The 18,783-nt window shown below is 35.9% G+C and carries 32 protein-coding genes; 1 reads left to right on the top strand and 31 read right to left on the bottom strand.

The genetic code is table 11. The features are described from left to right. Window positions 1-77 precede the first annotated feature (77 nt). From BTM29_RS05655 to BTM29_RS05645, 3 genes are read right to left on the bottom strand one after another with little or no spacing between them, the layout of a single operon-like run. The gene (locus BTM29_RS05655; protein WP_076614582.1) at window positions 78-1,091 is read right to left on the bottom strand and encodes a major capsid protein; all 1,014 of its coding nucleotides are present in this window, start codon (window positions 1,089-1,091) and stop codon (window positions 78-80) included. Between the two features lie 3 nt (window positions 1,092-1,094). Further along, window positions 1,095-1,421 (bottom strand): hypothetical protein, encoded by a 327-nt coding sequence (locus BTM29_RS05650; protein WP_076614581.1) that lies wholly within the window; start codon window positions 1,419-1,421, stop codon window positions 1,095-1,097. A gap of 12 nt (window positions 1,422-1,433) precedes the next feature. Then, a complete protein-coding gene (locus tag BTM29_RS05645; protein ID WP_076614580.1) occupies window positions 1,434-2,093 on the bottom strand; it encodes a DUF4355 domain-containing protein in 660 nt (219 codons plus the stop codon). A gap of 162 nt (window positions 2,094-2,255) precedes the next feature. On the opposite strand from BTM29_RS05645, the gene BTM29_RS05640 reads away from it, so the two are divergent. Beyond that, window positions 2,256-2,753: a hypothetical protein gene (locus BTM29_RS05640; protein ID WP_076614579.1), complete on the top strand. Its 498-nt coding sequence runs from the start codon at window positions 2,256-2,258 to the stop codon at window positions 2,751-2,753. On the opposite strand, the gene BTM29_RS05635 is transcribed toward BTM29_RS05640, so the two are convergent. From BTM29_RS05635 to BTM29_RS05510, 28 genes are all read right to left on the bottom strand, one after another. Further along, a complete protein-coding gene (locus BTM29_RS05635; protein WP_076614578.1) occupies window positions 2,748-3,737 on the bottom strand; it encodes a minor capsid protein in 990 nt (329 codons plus the stop codon). The two genes, BTM29_RS05640 and BTM29_RS05635, sit on opposite strands and share 6 nt — an antisense overlap. Continuing rightward, complete coding sequence (locus tag BTM29_RS05630; protein ID WP_076614577.1) at window positions 3,724-4,083, bottom strand: hypothetical protein; 360 nt, start codon at window positions 4,081-4,083, stop codon at window positions 3,724-3,726. The genes BTM29_RS05635 and BTM29_RS05630 overlap by 14 nt, the downstream gene beginning before the upstream one ends. After that, window positions 4,064-5,674 (bottom strand): phage portal protein, encoded by a 1,611-nt coding sequence (locus BTM29_RS05625; protein ID WP_076614576.1) that lies wholly within the window; start codon window positions 5,672-5,674, stop codon window positions 4,064-4,066. The genes BTM29_RS05630 and BTM29_RS05625 overlap by 20 nt, the downstream gene beginning before the upstream one ends. An 18-nt stretch (window positions 5,675-5,692) precedes the next feature. Next, window positions 5,693-7,012, bottom strand: coding sequence for a PBSX family phage terminase large subunit (locus BTM29_RS05620; protein ID WP_076614575.1), 1,320 nt, complete (start codon window positions 7,010-7,012; stop codon window positions 5,693-5,695). Beyond that, the gene (locus BTM29_RS05615) at window positions 6,996-7,649 is read right to left on the bottom strand and encodes a helix-turn-helix domain-containing protein (protein WP_076614574.1); all 654 of its coding nucleotides are present in this window, start codon (window positions 7,647-7,649) and stop codon (window positions 6,996-6,998) included. The genes BTM29_RS05620 and BTM29_RS05615 overlap by 17 nt, the downstream gene beginning before the upstream one ends. Before the next feature lie 39 nt (window positions 7,650-7,688). Continuing rightward, the gene (gene queC / locus BTM29_RS05610) at window positions 7,689-8,390 is read right to left on the bottom strand and encodes a 7-cyano-7-deazaguanine synthase QueC (protein WP_076614573.1); all 702 of its coding nucleotides are present in this window, start codon (window positions 8,388-8,390) and stop codon (window positions 7,689-7,691) included. A 12-nt stretch (window positions 8,391-8,402) separates the two neighbouring features. Then, entirely contained in the window at window positions 8,403-9,119 is a 717-nt protein-coding gene (locus BTM29_RS05605) for a queuosine precursor transporter (protein WP_076614572.1), read from the bottom strand. Window positions 9,120-9,130: 11 nt separating this feature from the next. Beyond that, window positions 9,131-9,898 (bottom strand): hypothetical protein, encoded by a 768-nt coding sequence (locus BTM29_RS05600; protein WP_076614571.1) that lies wholly within the window; start codon window positions 9,896-9,898, stop codon window positions 9,131-9,133. Next, window positions 9,895-10,470 (bottom strand): ParB/RepB/Spo0J family partition protein, encoded by a 576-nt coding sequence (locus BTM29_RS05595; protein WP_076614570.1) that lies wholly within the window; start codon window positions 10,468-10,470, stop codon window positions 9,895-9,897. Before BTM29_RS05595 ends, BTM29_RS05600 begins: the two co-directional genes overlap by 4 nt. After that, window positions 10,470-10,784 (bottom strand): hypothetical protein, encoded by a 315-nt coding sequence (locus tag BTM29_RS05590; protein WP_125673046.1) that lies wholly within the window; start codon window positions 10,782-10,784, stop codon window positions 10,470-10,472. Before BTM29_RS05590 ends, BTM29_RS05595 begins: the two co-directional genes overlap by 1 nt. Beyond that, window positions 10,744-10,926 carry a hypothetical protein gene (locus BTM29_RS12800; protein ID WP_125673045.1) on the bottom strand — a complete coding sequence of 61 codons (183 nt, stop codon included), beginning with the start codon at window positions 10,924-10,926 and terminating at the stop codon, window positions 10,744-10,746. Before BTM29_RS12800 ends, BTM29_RS05590 begins: the two co-directional genes overlap by 41 nt. 2 nt (window positions 10,927-10,928) lie before the next feature. Next, the gene (locus BTM29_RS05585; protein WP_076614568.1) at window positions 10,929-11,159 is read right to left on the bottom strand and encodes a hypothetical protein; all 231 of its coding nucleotides are present in this window, start codon (window positions 11,157-11,159) and stop codon (window positions 10,929-10,931) included. Between the two features lie 39 nt (window positions 11,160-11,198). Further along, complete coding sequence (locus BTM29_RS05580) at window positions 11,199-11,402, bottom strand: hypothetical protein (protein WP_076614567.1); 204 nt, start codon at window positions 11,400-11,402, stop codon at window positions 11,199-11,201. Continuing rightward, entirely contained in the window at window positions 11,402-11,662 is a 261-nt protein-coding gene (locus BTM29_RS05575; protein ID WP_076614566.1) for a Gp49 family protein, read from the bottom strand. The genes BTM29_RS05580 and BTM29_RS05575 overlap by 1 nt, the downstream gene beginning before the upstream one ends. 504 nt (window positions 11,663-12,166) lie before the next feature. Next, on the bottom strand, window positions 12,167-12,592 hold the full coding sequence (locus BTM29_RS05570) for an ArpU family phage packaging/lysis transcriptional regulator (RefSeq protein WP_076614565.1): 426 nt from the start codon (window positions 12,590-12,592) through the stop codon (window positions 12,167-12,169). Window positions 12,593-12,715: 123 nt separating this feature from the next. Further along, the gene (locus tag BTM29_RS05565; RefSeq protein WP_076614564.1) at window positions 12,716-13,123 is read right to left on the bottom strand and encodes a hypothetical protein; all 408 of its coding nucleotides are present in this window, start codon (window positions 13,121-13,123) and stop codon (window positions 12,716-12,718) included. Between the two features lie 84 nt (window positions 13,124-13,207). Then, the gene (locus BTM29_RS12795) at window positions 13,208-13,369 is read right to left on the bottom strand and encodes a hypothetical protein (RefSeq protein WP_157886442.1); all 162 of its coding nucleotides are present in this window, start codon (window positions 13,367-13,369) and stop codon (window positions 13,208-13,210) included. Then, window positions 13,359-13,781: a hypothetical protein gene (locus BTM29_RS05560; RefSeq protein ID WP_076614563.1), complete on the bottom strand. Its 423-nt coding sequence runs from the start codon at window positions 13,779-13,781 to the stop codon at window positions 13,359-13,361. The genes BTM29_RS12795 and BTM29_RS05560 overlap by 11 nt, the downstream gene beginning before the upstream one ends. Before the next feature lie 13 nt (window positions 13,782-13,794). Beyond that, window positions 13,795-14,922, bottom strand: a complete 1,128-nt coding sequence (locus BTM29_RS05555) for a DNA cytosine methyltransferase (RefSeq protein ID WP_076614562.1) — start codon at window positions 14,920-14,922, stop codon at window positions 13,795-13,797. Beyond that, a complete protein-coding gene (locus BTM29_RS05550; RefSeq protein ID WP_076614561.1) occupies window positions 14,919-15,137 on the bottom strand; it encodes a hypothetical protein in 219 nt (72 codons plus the stop codon). Before BTM29_RS05550 ends, BTM29_RS05555 begins: the two co-directional genes overlap by 4 nt. 15 nt (window positions 15,138-15,152) lie before the next feature. Further along, window positions 15,153-15,362 carry a hypothetical protein gene (locus BTM29_RS05545; protein ID WP_076614560.1) on the bottom strand — a complete coding sequence of 70 codons (210 nt, stop codon included), beginning with the start codon at window positions 15,360-15,362 and terminating at the stop codon, window positions 15,153-15,155. Window positions 15,363-15,376: 14 nt separating this feature from the next. Then, a complete protein-coding gene (locus BTM29_RS05540; RefSeq protein ID WP_076614559.1) occupies window positions 15,377-16,129 on the bottom strand; it encodes a DNA-methyltransferase in 753 nt (250 codons plus the stop codon). Between the two features lie 13 nt (window positions 16,130-16,142). Further along, window positions 16,143-16,610, bottom strand: coding sequence for a single-stranded DNA-binding protein (gene ssb, locus BTM29_RS05535; RefSeq protein ID WP_076614558.1), 468 nt, complete (start codon window positions 16,608-16,610; stop codon window positions 16,143-16,145). Continuing rightward, window positions 16,607-17,371 (bottom strand): phage antirepressor KilAC domain-containing protein, encoded by a 765-nt coding sequence (locus tag BTM29_RS05530; protein ID WP_076614557.1) that lies wholly within the window; start codon window positions 17,369-17,371, stop codon window positions 16,607-16,609. The genes ssb and BTM29_RS05530 overlap by 4 nt, the downstream gene beginning before the upstream one ends. A gap of 176 nt (window positions 17,372-17,547) precedes the next feature. Continuing rightward, window positions 17,548-17,742, bottom strand: a complete 195-nt coding sequence (locus BTM29_RS05525) for a helix-turn-helix domain-containing protein (protein WP_257787700.1) — start codon at window positions 17,740-17,742, stop codon at window positions 17,548-17,550. Between the two features lie 13 nt (window positions 17,743-17,755). Continuing rightward, window positions 17,756-18,199, bottom strand: coding sequence for a RusA family crossover junction endodeoxyribonuclease (locus tag BTM29_RS05520; protein ID WP_076614555.1), 444 nt, complete (start codon window positions 18,197-18,199; stop codon window positions 17,756-17,758). Beyond that, the gene (locus tag BTM29_RS05515) at window positions 18,200-18,481 is read right to left on the bottom strand and encodes a hypothetical protein (RefSeq protein WP_076614554.1); all 282 of its coding nucleotides are present in this window, start codon (window positions 18,479-18,481) and stop codon (window positions 18,200-18,202) included. A gap of 14 nt (window positions 18,482-18,495) precedes the next feature. Next, window positions 18,496-18,783: a hypothetical protein gene (locus BTM29_RS05510; protein ID WP_076614553.1), complete on the bottom strand. Its 288-nt coding sequence runs from the start codon at window positions 18,781-18,783 to the stop codon at window positions 18,496-18,498.

Below are 18,783 nucleotides of genomic sequence, written 5' to 3'. Positions count from 1 at the left end.
AGCACCATCAATTGTTGGATTAACTGTTACGTTAGTTGGTTTCATTGGAATATCGCCACCACTATTTCGTGGCGGTTCTATTTTGACGCTGGTAAAGTAATTTCTGCTTGGAATAGTTGCTCTGTATTTGCAAGTGTTGGTAATGAAGTAGCTGCAGCTTTTGTCCAAGTTCCGACTGGGTCATTTCCCTCTTCATACATTGTTGCAAACACATTGCCAACTGTCATATTGATATTGCTGTTTGATAATAGTCGTGATTCTTCAGGTGTTGGACCGTAAAGTGTTTCGCCTGTTGTGTTTTCATCAAACATTACAAATTTATTTTCTGGGAAATAACTTTTTGTAGTCAATTTTCCTTTAGCATCAGCTTCACGATACTTTAGATCATAAGTTACAAGGATTGGTAACCCTAATTGGTCCATAACTTGATTTAATCCTGTCAGTGATGGAATAAGATTTAGACGCTTGAAGTAATCTAAAATCATGTTATTTTGTAACATTGCATTCTTAACCTTATTAGATGTGATAACTCGTGTTGGTGCACTATCTAATGTATCTACCCAAGTTTGAATATCTCCAATAATGTCGGCGTCTTTGTCGCTCCAATCCGCCTTAACTTGATGTTCTTTTGGTAACTTGTAATCAACTTTCCAATTAACATCTTTATCATCAGGCAAAACAATTCCGTTTGCTAAAACTTGCATACGCATTAACTCAATACGTGCAAGAACACCGGTAACCATCTTGTCGGTATCGTTGTAAACCAATTGAGTTAAATATGCTTGTTCTTCTGCTGTACGCGGGTTTCTTAATGCTACTAGATCTTTCTCTTTGAGCTGAATCTTACGTTTCATATAACCTAGTTCAGCCATACGAACGTTGGCTTCACGGCTACCAATTTGTGCTTCTGTATCGAATGCAGAAATTGGCGCAATAGTTGGTGCTGTGTAAGTATCTTCCAGAATCTCTGTTTCAAGGCTTGGAACCTTACGAGCAGGAAATAGTGTGTCGCCTAAATAAGTTTGATATGAACGGTTTTGAACGTATGATAATACGTTCTTTGTGCTAAATAATTTTAAAATGTCAGCCATTTATTAAGCCTCGCTTTCTGTTTCAGTATTTGAAAATGTAATTCGTTTGAGTGCTGTAATTGCATCAGCAGTTGGTGCTACTGGTAATCTAGCAGCGTTAATGAATCCATCGACGATACCACCTACCATTTGTGTGCCGTGTGATACATCAACATCATTAATAGTTACCGCTACTGCTTTAGCATCGTTAGTTGGGATAACTGATCCAGCAGGCAATACACCATTAACTACGCCGACAGTTTCAGCACTAACTTTGTATGGAAATGAAACATATTTTTCACTGTCTAAAAAATTAATTTCTTCAACGTGATTATTTTCTCCGTAATACATATATCGTTCCTCCTATTTTAATTTCCAAGGGTCATCTTTAATTGTCCCTTGACCTTGCTTGTTTGCTTGTTCAGCAAATTGAGCACCAGAATTTTCTTCATGAGTTGCACCATCTCCAGCACTTGGTGTTTTGCCACCTTTAGTTTGATCAAGAACGCCAGTATGAACAGCCTCACTGAATACCTTTTTAAAGTTATCAATGTTAGTTGCTCGCTTATCAGCATCAAGATCATTTAACATTGGTGCAAATGATGTAGGTAGTCCCTCGTTGGATAAACGTGTCGTAGTATCGGCAAGTGCTTCACGTTGATTTAAAGCCTGTTCTCTCTTATTTAATTCGTCTTCACGTTGCTTTTTATCAGCGTCGGCCTTTTCCTTATCCGACATCTTGGCACGTTCCGCTCCACGTTGTTCTGCCTCTTTTAACAAATCGGGTAACTCTTTAGATTTAAATTCATTCATTTGACCAGCGAACATCTTGCGGAAATCAGCGCGAGTATATTTCTTCTCGTCTTCTTTATCTTTTGGATCATCTTCGCCATCTGTTTCCTTTTCGTCTTCTGTTGCTACCTGATTGTCATTTCCAGCAGGTTGACTACCTTCAGTGCCACCGTCACCCTCGGCAAAAAATTGTAAATTTAACTTTAATGGTGCTTTTAATAGTGATTTCATTAGAAAATTCCTCCATATACTTTTTAAGTGGTATAACTTATCAGTTGTTCTTTTATGCCAGCTACCGAAAAAATGGCAATAAAAAAACACTCAAATTTCTAGAAAAAAGAGTGATTTAACTTGGTATGATTGATATATAAATTAATGAAAGTAGGCAACAAAATGAATTTAACTCAATGGGTACAAATAGGATCATCACTGGTCGCATTAGTTATTGCTGTATTTATGCCTATATATCAACAACATGTACAAAATATCAGAGACCAGCGACTACACAATCAAAAAATTAAGGATCAAATTGAAACACAAAATGAGCATATTGATTCAATTAAAAAAATAATGGTTGGTTTCATAAGTGGTGATTTTTTAGAAACTACGGATCAGGATATGGAAACTATAGATCATGCTAATAAATTCTTTTTTGATGCCAGTTCATTCAATGACTGGATTGACTCAAGACTTATGAATATCCCTGATAAAAGGGAAAGAGAACTCTTGATGTTAGGAAAAGGATATTTTATCGATAAGGAAGACATGCACTATGGTGCTGTAGAAACGTATGGCAATGACCCCGATAAATTTACTCCATACCCTGGCAGTACAAAGAAAGATTTAGAAGAATTGTGCAATTATTATATCGATAGCATTAAAAAACTATAGCTTCTTGAAATCTTCTGTAATGTCGTGAGTTGACGTATCCCAATCATCATCTTCGTTAACCTCCGTAACAATACATTGGCAATTTATATGTATCAGCGGGTAGTTAACGCCCTCCTCAGCATCAGCTACATTGAATATTTTGCCATCTAAATTATGACAATCAGCACAAGTTGTTGGTGCCTCAAGTGATACAAATTTGTACCGCTTAACCTTACGTTTCTTTAGACCTTCTAACGTTGTTCTATTAATAGATTGAGCTGTAGCTGTTCGAATCATTCCTGCAGCTCTTCCCATTTGACCGTTAGTTAATCTATTACCACCAGTTAATACGTTAGCCACCTCGTTTTGCCAGTTTAATGAATCCTTATTAGATTTGGCTGCACGTTCAGCAATATCACGTACCTTTCGGATAGTTTGAAGTGTTTGTTTATTGATTGATGAAATAATATCTGTATCAATATGTCGATCCAGAACAGCATTTCTTGCCATCTTTTGCATAATTACATCAACATTACTTGAAAAACGTCTTCCTTGAGTTTTACCACTCAATTTAGGCGTTTTTTTTATTATTTTCTTAGCAGACTGGTAACTTTTAACTTCATAAGCCTTGGAAATATCAGCAGTACCACCAATTAATTGGCGTCTTTGATATATTGCTACTCCGATAATCAATCCGGTAACTTTGGCCAGCAACATATCGCCATTTGACTTCAACTTATTATCACTAAATGCCATTCTAACGAGATTCTGTTCATCATCGTTCAGATCATCATATAAGTTTTTAACGTCTTCCAATAGTTGCTTGATGTCATCTAATGGAGCTTTAGCATTCCAGCTCTTATCATCGTTGACATAAGAATTAATAGTGTCGATTGTATCGGTCTGCAATTGCTTATAAGCCTGTTCAATCTCTTTGACCCGCTTACTTTCCTGACCATAAACTAACTTTGCTAATCTAATAGCTTGATCTTTAGATAGTTTCATAATTATCTTCCAACAATTTAATTATCCTAATTGGTTTGGTCAAGCCAATTAGATCTTTTATATCGTTCTCTTCCACTCCGATAGCCTTTAAAGATTCTTTGCTTAGATTTCCCTTAATTGGGTTCCCGAATACTCTTAAACTATTTGTATCTACATATTTGGCACGGAAATATATTGAACTAAATCTGAAAGTATTTTCTGTTGTAATGTTAAACAGTTCCCATATTTCCAAATCATGTGGGCTTAATTGAAGTTCTCTATCATCAGGGCTATTAGCAGTTTGAAAGAGCTTTGCGGCGTCACCTAATGCAAAAGTTGAATAATTATCATTTAACTTTACTATCATCGTTGGCTACCTCCTTGCTATCAATTGATTGACCTGTTTCATTCTCTTTTGGTGTGAACACTTTTTGAAGTGGGTCTTTCTCCAGCTCGTCGTTCTGCTCATCATCAACGCGATTCTTCTCAGTTTCAGCATTAACACCAGTGATAGGCTCAATGCTATCCCAAAATGTTTCATTTGAAATCTTGCCAGTATTAACAAGTGATACAGAATTAGCCACAATCTTTTCATCGTTCTTAGGTAGGTTAGGAGTGTAGATAATATGGAAATTCTCCACGTTATCTGCGTGCGATATAACACCAGTGACTTCCAAATAGTTTGAAAGCAACCTTAGACGACGCATGACACCACGGGTATATAACGATTCCTGAATAGAACGTTCTTGATCACTACCCAACAGCTTAAATGACATAGCCTCTCCAGTTTGTTGACCAGCAAAATTACTATCGGTGGTATCTAATGTGTTCGTATCCTTGTGAATCTGTGCCGAGAGTAGATCAACATAAATCTTCCAATCGCCTACATTAACATCTTTAGTAACATATCCAATGGAAGCGGGAATAACTGTGCTACCAGTTCCACTCAAATTATTAATCACTGATGGTTTCATCCAAATTACTCCAGCTTTTCGGTCAATTGCAGGGTGTTCATTTTGCTTGCCATCTTCGCCAGTAATATCAAAGTCGCCATTAATCCACATAATTGCATTACTGTAGTCTTCTTGACTGTTAGCCATTTCGGACAATGATTTATCAATGGCATCAATCTTATCTATTTCGAGTTCCCACTTACCTATACGCTCATCATTATTGAGATATTCGGTTAACGGAACATCAAAGAAGTAATGTTCTTCCTTGTGATCAAACTTTAAATCAGTAGCAGGGTTCTGCCCGTCTGTGAAGTAATAAACGGTATCGTCTGTGTACACCTCAACGTAGTATTTTGGCTTGTTCATGTAATTAACAAGATAATATCTGACTGCAAACAATGAGTGTTGTTCGACTGTCGTATCGTACACAACGAACGCATTAGCAGGATCAATTGGTTTGATTGCAACTTCATTAGTTCCACTTCTGACATATTCCAATTCATAAGCTCGACCGGTAACACTAAGATTCTTTTTCATAACCTTTTCGTGATACGCCTCATCGTTACGGCTGTTGAAGTCAGTAACCGCATCTTCTAGATCGGTATCTTCGTTATCGCTATCCTTATCATCGTTATATTGGAACTTGATAGGATTACCAACCTGATAACCTACATCTATATTGGTTATAAACTTAGGAAACCCACTCGTAACACGATTATCAGCACGGGTAGAACTCTTATTAAAGTTGGCATAGTGAATATTATTATCGCCTTTATAATATCGTTCTAACCCTAGGATTCTCGGTAGTTGCTTATCGTAATGATGTCGCAGGAAATACTTCAATACTTTAATAATTTGAAGTGGGTCATTCTTAATCTTGATCCAGTCATCTTCTGGCATCATATAGATCTTATTTACTTCTTCGAATCCATATTGACCCCATCGCTTACCATTAAGCATGTTAATACTTCGATCAACTGCACCCTTATCAATATCGGTTGCCATTTAACCACTCCTTTCTTTTTAAATAACTCCTAAACCACGTAAGTCACTAATATTCTTAGCATGGCTATTAACTTTAGGTTTCAACTTCATTCTTTCGTCTGATGCAATGGCATAACGTATTGTATCCATGACATCATCATTTTCTTTGACTGGTTCGCCAGTCTTTTCATTCCAAACGTAGGTATAAATCTCATCAAGAAAATAATGATAGTTATTAGATTTCTTATCCAATCCCGTGTTGTCAATTGCTTGTTTAACAACAAAAAAGGCGCCGACTTTCATGGACTTAGCCACGTATTCGATACCTGTTAAAACTGATTTATAAGCGTTCATACAATTTAATCCTACTTCTTGGAAATGAGCTACATGCTCTGGACGTGCCGAATCAGCGTAGAAAGGTATATTGCCATATCTTTGCTTAATATCAATCGCAACGTCTGTCCAGTAGTCTATCTCTTCAAATTGAGCTGTGTGTTCTTCAACTAGATACTTATTGTTATTTGAATCATCAACACCAATAACAACGATTGAGCCTTTATGCTCATATCCCCAATCGACGCCAGCCACATATCTAAGATTATCTGGAACATCAGCGTGATCAATTAACATGGTCTTCTCGTTGAAATCCTTATAGACGGTACCCTCACCAGATACCCACAGCCCTAATACAGCGCGATCATAATACATTCCTGTCGGTTCTGTTTCTTTAGTAGTCCTAATGAAATCAGGCGATAGAAATGTATTGTCATCGATAACGAAATGATTACTAATTATTGTCTTTGAGTGGTTAGGATTATCAATATATTTAGTCTTTAACCAGTGAGTTGGTATATCTGGGTTGGTGTCACATACAACACGCGCACCTTCTGGCGAACATCTATTTCTAATTTCTGCAAAGACCTGCTCATTAGATAGCGAGGCTTCATTAATATAAGCGCCATAAGCTGTCATACCACGGATAGCACCTAAACCAGCAATCGAACCCGTAAACGCTTGAATAATCTTGACTGGTGGTAATCCCTCAAATTGAATATTGAACGAATTATGTTTGTCGAAATGAAATTCAATCCCAAATGTATTAGTGATCTCATTAAGAACATTATTCTGAATAGTCTTACTTGATACACCGCCCAATATATATTGCGGGTGTGTAACACCTTGGCCTTGAGCAACCTGTGCAGCATGCCTTACGTCCAGCAAGAATATAAAGTTATCTACAAACGTCTTTCCAGCACGGACAGCGCCATAATTAATCATTAAACGCCAATCGCTATTGTTAATAACTTGATCAAGAACCTTTAACTGTTTAGGTGTGAACAATTTAGTCAGATTCGCCATCTTGTTCCACCTCCGATGTTATTGTCGATAATAATTTATCGATAGATTCCATTTGTTGGTCGGTACCGTTAGATACGTCAATAGCTTTAGCTTCCGCAATCTTAGCTTCTGCAGTTGCTTTTCTGGTATTAGCCTCATTAAGATTCTTAAATGATTGATCACGATAAATGTCAGGCTTTCTATTCTTCAGCCAGAATATAGCTGCACTCGTATCAGGAGGTAACTCGTTATGAACCTCTTTAATCGGAATACGTTCGTATGTCGGCACCTTATCAATAGCAACCATGGCTAATTGTTTCTTACTCAAATCAGGATGATCTAACTTATATTCGTTTAGAAAATTGAACCGTCTAACCTTTAGCACTTCATCATCAACTTTAACCATGGCATATGTTGTAACGGTTGTAGATGTCCCCATGGCTCTATCTAACAGTGAATTTTCTACTTTCCTATCAATTACATCTTTACCTTTTTTTAGGGCCTCGGATATCTCGGAATACTTCCTAATCCATGTATATAAAGTGTCAGGATTCACACGTATCGTATGTGCTATTTGTTCATTGGTTAATCCGTCACGAGCCATTCCCTCTAATTTAAGAAGTCCTTCCTCTGTTAACCACTCTTTATACTTAGCCATAGCACATTGACACCCCTCCTTTATAAATCAGTTCGTTAATTAGTTATTCCAATCAATATTAATTGCATAAGGAATTGGATCAACTAGATCATTTTGCTTAAAAGCATTAATCCGGTCTAAACAAGTAGCACATTCTCCGCATGAAACGTCGTCACCCTCATAACATGTTCGAGTAAATTCAAAAGGCACACCTAATTGTGTGCCCAGTTTTACTACTCCTGCTTTATCCATATTTATCAATGGTGCAATAACATTAATCTTGCCATTAGTTCCAACATTAATAGCCTCATTCATGGCTTTATAAAATGCTGGTGAGGTATCAGGATAAGCATTTCCAGCATAATCATCCTTATGTGCACCATATACCACATAGTTTGCTTTCTGGCTATATGCAAGTGCCGCAACCTGTGACAACATCAATCCATTTCTAAATGGAACATACGTGTCTGCAATACCCGTGTCACTGTCTTTTAATACCTGAGCGTAGCTTTCGTGCTTAATTTTTTTATCGTTTAAAAGTGTTGAATCGGATCCTTTAAATGCTCTAACATCAATATCTAAATCAATCATCTTTACATTGAAGTAGTCAGCAATCTTCTTTGCATAATAATGATTTTGTTGGTGCTTTTGTCCATATCTAAATCCAACAGCCATTACATTGTTATTTCCATATTCTTCGATAATCTTTGCCAAACAGACGGCAGAATCCATTCCGCCAGATAATAAAACTACTGCTTTCATATTTTTCTCCCCTTAATTGTTTTGAACTTTTCCGACTAAATTGTATTTAATATTGAGATCAACATGATCAATCTCTTCATGATGTTTTACCTTATTAACTAACCAATTCGTAAATGGCAACATAATAATCTCATAAGCAACTTTGATAAGTGTTAAAAGAATAACCGATGCAATCATTGTGTTTGTTGGATTAACTCCTAAAAATGCAATTGGAATAAATACTGCACTATCTAAAAATTCTCCTGCTAGTGTTGAAACAACGGCACGAATAGAAAAAGCACCTTTGCTATTAGTCTTTGAATAGTGATTTGCTTTCATTTTGCTAATAACTGCAGCGTTTGCCCATTCTCCTACTAAATAAGCAGTAATCTGTGCTAATAAGATTCTTGGAGCACTTAAAGCAATAGTTTGAAATGCTTCATTATTTTGATACCAAATTGGATATGGCAAATAGCTTGCTAATGTCATTAGAACAGCTTGCAAAATAGTGAATGCAAATCCAATCCAAATAATTCTTCTCATAGCTTTGTAACCATATACTTCACCAACTACATCACTCATGATGTAACTCAAGGGGAATACTAAAGTTCCCGCTGGAATACCAAATGTTCCCCATCCAATTTGTTTAGATGCTAATACATTTCCAATTAATACGGCACTAACAAACATCAATGTGAAAATTAAATACATAAATGTAACTGTGCTTATTTTCTTATCTTTTTTATCCATAATGAACTCCTTTATTTATCAACGGCACGTTGGTACTTACACCATTCAAGCCAGTTGTGATTTTGCGTTTCTTTTCCACTTAGTTTGACTCTTGTACCTTTAGGACGTAGTATCCCTCTAATAATTTTGTTTTGATAGTGATAAATCTTTCCGAATCTGACGCCACTTGCCCAAGAAGATGAATCCACCGAATAAAATCCATATGAATTTAAATCTCTTGTTGGAGTGAATCCCATTGCATGTAATTTTGTCCCATAATAATTGGCATATTTGTTTAATTCTCTAAAATACTTATGCTCTGATGGTTTAATATTTTTCATGGCAATGCCACCAATACCGGCATACTCATATTCACTAACCATTTGCTTATATACGTTAATACCACGCTCTTTATGAAATATTGGTATAGCCTGACTACCACACTCTTTTTCAATATATCTTCTATATTCGAGTGCTTTCTCATAACCAAAAATAGCGTCAATATCCATTTCAACAAAATACTTAATATTATATTTCTTAATGAATTCAACGTAATTAATGCAATATTGATCCATTTCTTTTTCAGTAACCTGCTTACCATTCATAAAGCTAAATGCACCACTATCCAACAACAACCTATCTCTTTTGTTGTAATCAAGAACATCAGCAATATATTGCTTGTTATTAATAGCCTTTGTTATGTAAAAGTAAGATTCCAAAATATATCTACTGGTATATATGCTTTTACTAGTTAAATCTGAATAATTTGTGCCTAACGCCGACAAATACAGCTTTGTCATTTATCTACCAAAAAAGTTACAAAACTTCCATTTTCTCCACCATCATTGAATTTCTTAAATTGATCATCAAGAATCTTAATATCGTTTTGAGATAGCAGAACTTTATTACTTCCCCATTCAAGATAATTCTTAGTGTCAGAATCGGATTCACTATCTGGATTTTCTTCAAAAAAATCTTGTGGTAATTCTGGTTCTATATCATCTAAATTAAATCCAACCAAATTCATATCAATATCAGTAATTTTGCTTAGTTCTTGATCCAACAATTTATCGTCCCAATATGCCATTTCACCAGTCTTATTGTCAGCCAGTCTATAGGCTCTTGCCTGCTCATCAGACAAATCAGCCACTACAATTGGAACTGTCTCCAAGCCTAATTTTTCGGCTGCTTTTAACCTTGTATGACCCGCAATAACAACGTTATTCTTATCAACTACAATTGGTTGTTGCCACCCAAATTGTTTAATAGATTCCGCAGTAGGTTCCACAGCATCATCGTTATTTCGTGGATTGTCTGGATAAGGTGTAATGCTATCAATTGAAACGACTTGTATTTTCATTTCTTCATTCATTAGATCAACACTCCTACTGCCAGAATTATAATCAAGATTGCCATAACCACCAATGAAATAGTTAGATATTTGATTTTCTTATCCAATCTTGATGTTTCCCTATTCAAATTTTCAGTTACTCTATTAGTATTGCCGTTAGAATATTTGCATAAATCCGAATAGTCATCCTTAATCTTGTTGGATAGATTTGAATAGTTATCTTTAATTTCCTTGGATAAATTTCCGTCAACATCACTAACCGATTCACGTACTGATTCAAATTCACGATTAATGTTATATAGATCTTCTTGCCTTTGACTTTTTGTTAAGCTCATTGAAGTTATCCTTGGTAACTTGTTTTCTTCTCTCTTGCTCACGTCTTTGTTTCCTCCTATCTCGTGCTAATTCTTTATCAATATGACCGATGCAGCTTGCCTCCATAGGCGTCATGTATCCAATCTTTGTACGAATCATCATTATTATTTCTCCCTATCAAATTTCCAAATTTGATATTTCATAATGAGATATTTAACTAATAGAATTAAACCAGCAATGGTATAAAGTAATAACGCTAATACTATTTCAATTAACACTGGTGCAAATACTAACAACCAACTCCAATGAATCAGCCCGAATAACTTGGCAATAACAAATATCAGCGTTAGCAATCCTACAAAGCTAATTCCATTTGATTCACTTTTTTCTTTCATAATTTTCTCCAATAAAAAAAGATCACTCAAAGGAGTGATCTAATAAATTTGCCAATTTGTTGAAAACATTTCCGGATACGTTGGAATCCACGGAATAACACCATTATCGGATCTGACTTCCAAATACGGTGAGCTGGGATTCAATCTGTTAACTCCAATTCTAGTATGTGCGTGCCATTGTGGTAATCGCATCTCAATTGAAGCCTTATTCTTAATTAACTTTAACGTGTCTTCGTATTCCATTATTTTGCCCCCATCAATTTATTTGCTAGTGAGTAACCTTCTAGCTTCCATAACTCGTTCTTAATATGTTCCATGCAAGTTTGCTTACCCATATCCAGATCATAATTTTCTTTGCTGACAGCTCCACTAGATTCTACTAACACGAATCCATTTGGTAATTTGCAAGTAACTAACGTAACCTTGTCATAAACTGTTTTAACCTCAATATCCGATCTATTGATCAAATCATTAATATATTCTTCTGAAATTTTATTTTCCATTGTTATCCTCCTAATAAAAAAGACCAGCCATAATTGACTGATCCCCGCAATGGTCTCCGTAGAGATACCATCACTCATATAACCATGCTAGGAATCGAACCTAGCCACGTTGTGTCTACCAAGAATGGTTTACTTGTATCATTGGAAAAATCTATTTTATGACCGTTTTCCGCCGGCCAATGTGGATAGTAGGAATCGAACCTACAAGTTAACTACGCCAGTATCCACGTAATGACCAGCTTTATCATCACTGATCAAAATTGAATTGCCGTTCTCATAAGCAATTCGCGTTGTTCGCTACCTTTTAAAGGATTTTCTTTTTTAATTGAGAAATAACAATACTGTGTTGTAACAAATATTGGAGGATTCATCTCCTTTATTTAAATTTTCACTTGAAAAAGGTATTTCTCCTTTTTCTGATTTTGGTACGATACCAATATACAACGTAATCAGTACCATCCGTGTCCCATCATAGTCCCACCTAAGTCGCACGTTAGTACCATTTCAAACATTTTCTTTAGCATAAATATGTAAATCACATGTATCTTCAAACGTGTCTGCAAACCACAAAAATGCTTTTGCTTTTAATCTATAAAATTGGCTACGTTCATAAGGAACAGTAACAATAATATCTGTGTCATTCATTTCTTCAATATAAGCCATTCTCAAAATTTTAGAATAAGGTTTAGGACATCTATCAATTGCTTTAACGACAGCTAGAACAATTCTATTTGATTCAAAATAATCAATCATCCCATCTTCAATATTGTTTCCAACTATCTGTGACTTTGGTAGATCCGAAATCCTTGGGGATTGCACCTCTAGTTGGCTGTACCCCGATTTAACTATGAAGCGTGGAAATTCGTCAGTTAGAAAATTTCTAACATTATCTTGAGTTCTATTTGAGTTAACTGCTGGTAACAATCCCACTTTATAACAACCCCTTTGTGATATAATTGAATTTGTCGAAAACAATTAATTAGCTGCTCACGTTGTGGGTGGCTTTTTTATTTAATTCTTTTTATGAAAGACCTATCATTTTTGCTTCATTCATTAGTCTTCTACCATTTCTAACATTGGTTCATATGCCGGGTTAATTTCTAGCCACTCCTCTTTAGTTCTTTTAACTGGACGATAAAAACATAATGGAGCCCAAATTAATTTGTTGTTGATATCGTCATGGTAAATAACGCTGTTCGTATTAGTGTCATGAACGATATACAGTTTATTAGGAAAAATAGCAGTTCCCATTACAACATTGTTAATGTCGGCCATAAAATCAAATTCGTCTTCATGTCCAATTGCGAAATATTTTGCCCGCAAGTTTCTGAATGGATCATCACAACTTGTTACTATGATTATCTGGTGTATTGCATTTATAGGACTCTTGTAATCTTTCCTGAGTTCTTTTAATTCATTTAATTCGTCTTCCGTGTAATCTAGCTTTAATTTATATTTCATTGTTATCCTCCAATTTATAGATAATCTAAATAGGTATGTCGTTATAATCAGGCTCTTCAAGCCATTCTCTGAACTTGATTTTCCTCATTTCTCCACCTTGTAATCATTAATATCAGCCTCAATAGTCATAATCTTTTTACTAGCTTTAGTTACAATTTTTACTTTTGGATGATATGAATCTAATATTGAATCAACAATTTCATGAACTCTTTCTCTTTGTTTAGCTGAAGGTCTATTACTCATCATCTTCTACCTCTTCCATAAATGGCACAAATTTTGGATTAATAGCAACTACTTCGTCACGTGTGAACTTAGTTTTCAAGCCCATAAGATCAGAATTATTATCTATTAGTGGTCTCTCATCAAAACAGGTATTTAAATAAGAGCATTCATTGCCTTTAATAAAATGCACATAATATTTTTTAGGCTCTGTAAACGTAGCATCATCAATATAGAAATCTAAAATATCCTTAATAATGGAAATTCGTTCGTCTGTATAAGCTGCATCATATTTATCCTTGATGGAACCACATTCCACGTTTGCTCTATAGCTAGTGATGTTATTTATCAAGTCATTACAATTCATAAACTTTTTAGCATCTTCTAATTCTTTTTGTTCATCCTTGCTATATCCCCTTAAAATTCTTACGTTGTCCATTTAATTAGTCCTCCTAATTCATTCTTTTAGCAATTTCATAAATAACTGGGACTGTCACAGAATTACCAGCCTGTTTATAAAGTTGTGAATTACTATTTACTTTCTCTGCTCGATCAAATGCCCAGTCTGGGAATCCTTGAAGTCGCCAACATTCGCGAGGTGTAAGTTTGCGAATACTCATACCATCATAAATACCGTGTCTATCCTGTGTATTTAACGTAAACATAGGATCTTCATTTTCTTTAAATCTTCTACCGTTTTGACGCTTAACAATCCTATCAGGCGTTAATACTGGAACAACCACACCTTGATTTAATCCAGTTTGCAATGTGTTAGCTCTTTGACTTCCAACGCGACCGCGTCTCGTTTTGCTATTTGGCTGTGTAAAGTTAACTGAATCACCCACCACTGCTTCGGCGTAGCCCTGTTTAGTTGCTTCACGGATAGCAATTTTAGGTTCACGGTTACCGCCACCCATAGTATTTAGTGTTCCGGCAATGCCATCTGGTGAAACAACGTCTTGGCTTCCATAAGTGCCAGTGTTGCGCCCGTCAAACACGCGAATTATTTTTTGTTTTGGGCTATCAATTGGTTCACCTTTTCTTTCGATAGGAAATACTTTTCTGGTACATCGTCCTCTAAAATGTCCGATAATGAATACTCTTTCCCTGTTTTGAGGCACGACTTCTTTTGAGTTAAGAATGTCCCACTCGATGTCATACCCGAGTGAGTCCAACTCAATTTGGAGGCTTGCAAAGTCCCATCCTGAATTAATTGAAAGTAAGTTTTTAACATTTTCAATGAGTAAATAGGAAGGTTTCTTTTTGTCTTCGAGTTCATGAAGTTTTCTTGTAACGGCAAAGAATAACGAGGAGCGATTTCCTTCAAAACCTTTTTGTTTTCCTGCGACAGAAATATCTTGACAGGGGAAGCCGAAACACCAGATGTCTGCTTCGGGTAATTCTTTTGTGTTACTGCAGTTAATGTCATGTTCTGTATATTCTCCTTCTGTATCAAAAATTGCTTCATAACTTCTTCTAGCAAATTTGTCTATTTCAACGAATCCAACACAAGTGTGTCCTGCTTGTTCAAGTCCTAGTCTGAAACCACCGATTCCGGCGAATAAGTCTAAAAACTTCATTTTTTTGCCTCCAACAACTCATTCCTGTGTTTATTCCTTCTAGCATTCAACGTCTGACACTCATCATCTTCTCTATATAATTTTTTACCGATCCTGTTGTTCTGACGTATTATGTCTTCTATATAAAAAAGCTCTTTATGCATAGCAGCTGCTATTTCTTTATTCTTATATCTATTTTCTCGCATTTGATAGACTGCTAAATTATCATCATTCATGTAATACCTCCTATATCAGGCGTGTTTATCAAATTCATAATTGATATATGCTCTTGTAATGATTTCGTTCTTTTCATAATCTTTTAGCTTTTTTGACGCTTCTTTGAAGTCATCAGGCATTTTTTCGTAGCGTTTGTTAATATAGATGACCATCTTAATTATTGAGTGGCTCTGGTCATTGAATAGATCATCAATTTGAGCTTTATAAATCTGTTTGTAATTCATCGGAATCCCTCCCATCAAAGTAAGGACAATGATATGTTCTTTAGCATTTTTTCATTTGCTTCCCTACACGTCTTCTTATTTATCTCAAATCCAAATGATTCCCGTTCCAGTTCGGCAGCAGCCAATAACGTTGATCCACTACCAGCAACAGGATCAATCACGACATCATTTTTATCTGTAAATATTCTGATCAATCTTTTCAAAACTGGAATGGGCTTTTGTGTCGGGTGTATCTTAGGATAACTATTATCGACTTCCCATTCGAACCAATTCTTGACCATCAACCCATCGTTATTAAATTTTGGTAACTTATCCCTATATAAGACAAGCGCATACTCTGATGCACCTACTATCCGCATGTTAGCTTTCAACACTTGTGCTGATGTCTTCTTAACGAATGTGATCGGAATATAATGTTCAAATCCATATCTTTTTGCATATTTGATAACCATTTCTTGTTGTTGAAAGGAACAGAATACAATCATTGCCGGAGCCTTTCCTGACTGTTTCGGCTCTTTGACTAACATATGGCTACAGAAATGAAAGAACTCGGCTATATTGAAATTAACGTCTGTATCAAAGAATGTAGCGTTCGCCTTATCACTCTCGCCATTCTTGTTATTGCCATCTACATACCAAACAGGGTTGGATGCATAAGCATTATTAGCAAGATTATATGGAATATCCGCAATCACTAATTGAGCTTTTGGAATACCATACCTTTTATAATTCTGGAAATTGTCATTAAATAACTCACATTTATTCATGTCTTACTCCTAATTAGAATGGCAAATCGTCATCCGATATATCTATCGGTTTGCTGTTATCTGCAAATGGATCGGCATTCTTATTTGCTGCAGGTTTATTTGTCTTTTCTGCTAGTTTATTGCTGTAACCATTGGTATCAGTATTATTTTTCTGCTGTTTCTCTGACTTAGACTCCAAAAATGAGAAACTGCTGCATACAACCTCAGTCACAAATACACGTGAGCCTTGCTGATTCTCATAAGAACGTGTTTGTAAACGTCCCTCAACACCAATAAGTGAACCTTTACTCGTGTTGTTGACTAATGCCTCAGCGCCACGCCAGATAACACAATCAATAAAGTCTGCTTCTCGTTCACCATTTGAGTTGGTGTATTGCCTGTTAACTGCCAGCTTGAAGCTTGCTACCGGTTTATTGCTTGACGTGTATCTAAGTTCTGGATCACGTGTCAGGCGTCCTGTTAACGCTACGGTGTTAATCATGCTTGAACCTCCTGATTAACATCTAAGAACTTCTTAATAAAGTATTTTTGTCCCTTAGTCGTAACAAGCGTTGTAAAACTAACTGTTGGGTTTGTGTATCGATGGATCACTGGCGTTTCTCTAACCTCGAATACTCCTAAATTAACGGCTTTTTGAGTTGGCGTATAACCGTTGTGCTGCTTAATCAAATAACCTTTTTCAACTAGCCATCTAAACAGTTCTTTTTGACCAATAGCGATACCATTCTTGAAAAGTAATTTTGCTAAATCCCTAATCAGAATGGTGTCATCACTTTTTGAAATCTGATCAGCAAATTGTGCTTTTGGGGTCAATTCTGAAATTCGAATATCTTTCTGCTTGAGCTGTTCGCCTGCTTGCATTAATAGATCAGCAAGTGAATCAGGATTATGAGTTATGTCATAGGCTTTCTGATCAGTCATGTAATTGCCATGCTTACGAATCGAAGGAAGTACCTCGTCAGCTACCCAATCCGTGAATTCCTCAGCTTGTGGCATTTTAGAATTGAATACCAATTTATAAAGTCCAGCCTCACTAATAATCACAAATGATTGCTTGCCTCCGGGGGTCATCAAATCAGTGACCCCTTTATACTTATCCGGAACATGAGCATTAACAGCATTTGCTGTATTTGAATACTGCAGTGTTTTGGCAACGTCTTTAGCAATAAAATACGGTTCGCCGTTAATCTCAACAGCTCGAATGTCGTAACCTTTAAAATTGAATAATTGTAAGTTATTCATAAGCCTTCCCCTCCGTTATTTTCTTTTCTGAATTAAATTATTCCTACGTGAAATCCTTGTACCAGTTGCATCCTGCTTTTTCTCAATTAAACTTTTGCCATTTTGCTTGTTTTGACGAAATAGATCGAACCTTGAAATTATCAAAATTAGCAAAACGATTAAAATGGCCTTTTGTATCATTTGCCTATCTCTATTTCTTTAAAGAAGTAACTAGGTTCAACTTGGAAGGTGTTGCATAGTTTCTCTAGTACCCCCATTTGAATTGTCTTATCAGGCTGATTTTTTAACTTACTGATGGTGTCGTGATGTATTCCGCTTAGCATTTCAACCTGATGGTTATTTAAATGCTTCGCATCCATGATTTCCTGCATTCTGTTTTCTAATCTAATCTGTTTCAACTGAATTCAACTCCTTGATCTCAATTTCAACCCGCGGATTTTCGTCATAAAACTTTTTGGCATCGTACTCAACTATCTGCCCATCATCAAACCAAGCACGTTTTAAGCCGTCTTGGATTGCCTTAATGTAATTATCCAAATCAGGCTTAACTGTTGGTCTGACCTCATGATTTGCGCGTCTGGAATACTCCGCTTTAGATAATCCTTTTTGAATAGATCTATAAACATAAATCCTTGCGGATAGTGGAACACCTCTATCAAATAATTGTTTGTTTCGATATTTGTTCCAATAATCAACCTCAATCCCATTCTTATACGCTCGATATTTTGGAGCTATAAATGCTTTTCGACCTTTGCTACTAGAATTGAATACCGGCCTTGATGCCGATACCGGATTGCCCTTTATAACTATTTGTAATTTATGTTCCATTTAGAACCTCACCTTGTCACTCATTACGAAACTTCTAAACCGGTTGTTCTTCTCACAAAATAGCCATTTCCAATTAACATCACCACGATGTGATTTTGCTTTGTCAACCCAACCAAAATTGTTATCTAAAAATTTAAGATGTTGCTCTAAATCATTTAAGTGATCATCAACCAAAGCTGACATCGTCTTTTGATTTTCCAAATCTAATTGGCGCCACTTTTTAGCTAATTCCTTGGTAATCGCAGGTAGACACTCACTGATGATTAGATATTCATATTTCATGCTGACACCTCCAACTAAATTTTCTTAACGTTTTCTAGATCTTCTTGTAATTCTTTTTGAAGGATATTAACCAACCCTCGAACCATGTAGCTATGCTCCATAGTTGAATTCTTAACAGAATAAACATCGTTATCATGATTTAATGATTTAAGCCTATTAGTTATAACTTTCATTCTGCTGGATACTTCATCAAGATTATTTAAACAGCAATCTAACTCGCGTTGAGCCATCTCACTTCCGTAAGGTGGGAACTCGATACTCTTGCTTGATACTTCTTCACTAATTTCTTTCGCGTCTAACAT

This window comes from Companilactobacillus allii (genome assembly GCF_001971585.1).
GTDB classification, from domain to species: Bacteria; Bacillota; Bacilli; order Lactobacillales; family Lactobacillaceae; genus Companilactobacillus; species Companilactobacillus allii.
The sequence above is the reverse complement of the archived record's forward strand: the minus strand, read 5'-3'. Positions and strand labels throughout refer to the sequence as shown.

Excerpts from the sequence above, each read along its gene's own strand:
- BTM29_RS05525 (WP_257787700.1), bottom strand. The coding sequence starts at position 17,742 with ATGCAGGAAATCATGGATGCGAAGCATTTAAATAACCATCAGGTTGAA.
- BTM29_RS05555 (WP_076614562.1), bottom strand. The coding sequence starts at position 14,922 with ATGAAGTTTTTAGACTTATTCGCCGGAATCGGTGGTTTCAGACTAGGA.
- BTM29_RS05540 (WP_076614559.1), bottom strand. The coding sequence starts at position 16,129 with ATGAATAAATGTGAGTTATTTAATGACAATTTCCAGAATTATAAAAGG.
- ssb (WP_076614558.1), bottom strand. The coding sequence starts at position 16,610 with ATGATTAACACCGTAGCGTTAACAGGACGCCTGACACGTGATCCAGAA.
- BTM29_RS05655 (WP_076614582.1), bottom strand. The coding sequence starts at position 1,091 with ATGGCTGACATTTTAAAATTATTTAGCACAAAGAACGTATTATCATAC.
- BTM29_RS05605 (WP_076614572.1), bottom strand. The coding sequence starts at position 9,119 with ATGGATAAAAAAGATAAGAAAATAAGCACAGTTACATTTATGTATTTA.
- BTM29_RS05565 (WP_076614564.1), bottom strand. The coding sequence starts at position 13,123 with ATGAAATATAAATTAAAGCTAGATTACACGGAAGACGAATTAAATGAA.
- BTM29_RS05515 (WP_076614554.1), bottom strand. The coding sequence starts at position 18,481 with ATGAAATATGAATATCTAATCATCAGTGAGTGTCTACCTGCGATTACC.
- BTM29_RS05645 (WP_076614580.1), bottom strand. The coding sequence starts at position 2,093 with ATGAAATCACTATTAAAAGCACCATTAAAGTTAAATTTACAATTTTTT.
- BTM29_RS05650 (WP_076614581.1), bottom strand. The coding sequence starts at position 1,421 with ATGTATTACGGAGAAAATAATCACGTTGAAGAAATTAATTTTTTAGAC.
- queC (WP_076614573.1), bottom strand. The coding sequence starts at position 8,390 with ATGAAAGCAGTAGTTTTATTATCTGGCGGAATGGATTCTGCCGTCTGT.
- BTM29_RS05530 (WP_076614557.1), bottom strand. The coding sequence starts at position 17,371 with ATGAATAACTTACAATTATTCAATTTTAAAGGTTACGACATTCGAGCT.
- BTM29_RS05590 (WP_125673046.1), bottom strand. The coding sequence starts at position 10,784 with ATGAGCTTAACAAAAAGTCAAAGGCAAGAAGATCTATATAACATTAAT.
- BTM29_RS05580 (WP_076614567.1), bottom strand. The coding sequence starts at position 11,402 with ATGGAATACGAAGACACGTTAAAGTTAATTAAGAATAAGGCTTCAATT.
- BTM29_RS05595 (WP_076614570.1), bottom strand. The coding sequence starts at position 10,470 with ATGAATGAAGAAATGAAAATACAAGTCGTTTCAATTGATAGCATTACA.
- BTM29_RS05585 (WP_076614568.1), bottom strand. The coding sequence starts at position 11,159 with ATGAAAGAAAAAAGTGAATCAAATGGAATTAGCTTTGTAGGATTGCTA.
- BTM29_RS05615 (WP_076614574.1), bottom strand. The coding sequence starts at position 7,649 with ATGGCTAAGTATAAAGAGTGGTTAACAGAGGAAGGACTTCTTAAATTA.
- BTM29_RS05635 (WP_076614578.1), bottom strand. The coding sequence starts at position 3,737 with ATGAAACTATCTAAAGATCAAGCTATTAGATTAGCAAAGTTAGTTTAT.
- BTM29_RS05545 (WP_076614560.1), bottom strand. The coding sequence starts at position 15,362 with ATGAATTACAAACAGATTTATAAAGCTCAAATTGATGATCTATTCAAT.
- BTM29_RS05600 (WP_076614571.1), bottom strand. The coding sequence starts at position 9,898 with ATGACAAAGCTGTATTTGTCGGCGTTAGGCACAAATTATTCAGATTTA.
- BTM29_RS12795 (WP_157886442.1), bottom strand. The coding sequence starts at position 13,369 with ATGATGAGTAATAGACCTTCAGCTAAACAAAGAGAAAGAGTTCATGAA.
- BTM29_RS05520 (WP_076614555.1), bottom strand. The coding sequence starts at position 18,199 with ATGGAACATAAATTACAAATAGTTATAAAGGGCAATCCGGTATCGGCA.
- BTM29_RS05620 (WP_076614575.1), bottom strand. The coding sequence starts at position 7,012 with ATGGCGAATCTGACTAAATTGTTCACACCTAAACAGTTAAAGGTTCTT.
- BTM29_RS05550 (WP_076614561.1), bottom strand. The coding sequence starts at position 15,137 with ATGAATGATGATAATTTAGCAGTCTATCAAATGCGAGAAAATAGATAT.
- BTM29_RS05625 (WP_076614576.1), bottom strand. The coding sequence starts at position 5,674 with ATGGCAACCGATATTGATAAGGGTGCAGTTGATCGAAGTATTAACATG.
- BTM29_RS05575 (WP_076614566.1), bottom strand. The coding sequence starts at position 11,662 with ATGGAAAATAAAATTTCAGAAGAATATATTAATGATTTGATCAATAGA.
- BTM29_RS05560 (WP_076614563.1), bottom strand. The coding sequence starts at position 13,781 with ATGGACAACGTAAGAATTTTAAGGGGATATAGCAAGGATGAACAAAAA.
- BTM29_RS05630 (WP_076614577.1), bottom strand. The coding sequence starts at position 4,083 with ATGATAGTAAAGTTAAATGATAATTATTCAACTTTTGCATTAGGTGAC.
- BTM29_RS05510 (WP_076614553.1), bottom strand. The coding sequence starts at position 18,783 with ATGTTAGACGCGAAAGAAATTAGTGAAGAAGTATCAAGCAAGAGTATC.
- BTM29_RS12800 (WP_125673045.1), bottom strand. The coding sequence starts at position 10,926 with ATGATGATTCGTACAAAGATTGGATACATGACGCCTATGGAGGCAAGC.
- BTM29_RS05640 (WP_076614579.1), top strand. The coding sequence starts at position 2,256 with ATGAATTTAACTCAATGGGTACAAATAGGATCATCACTGGTCGCATTA.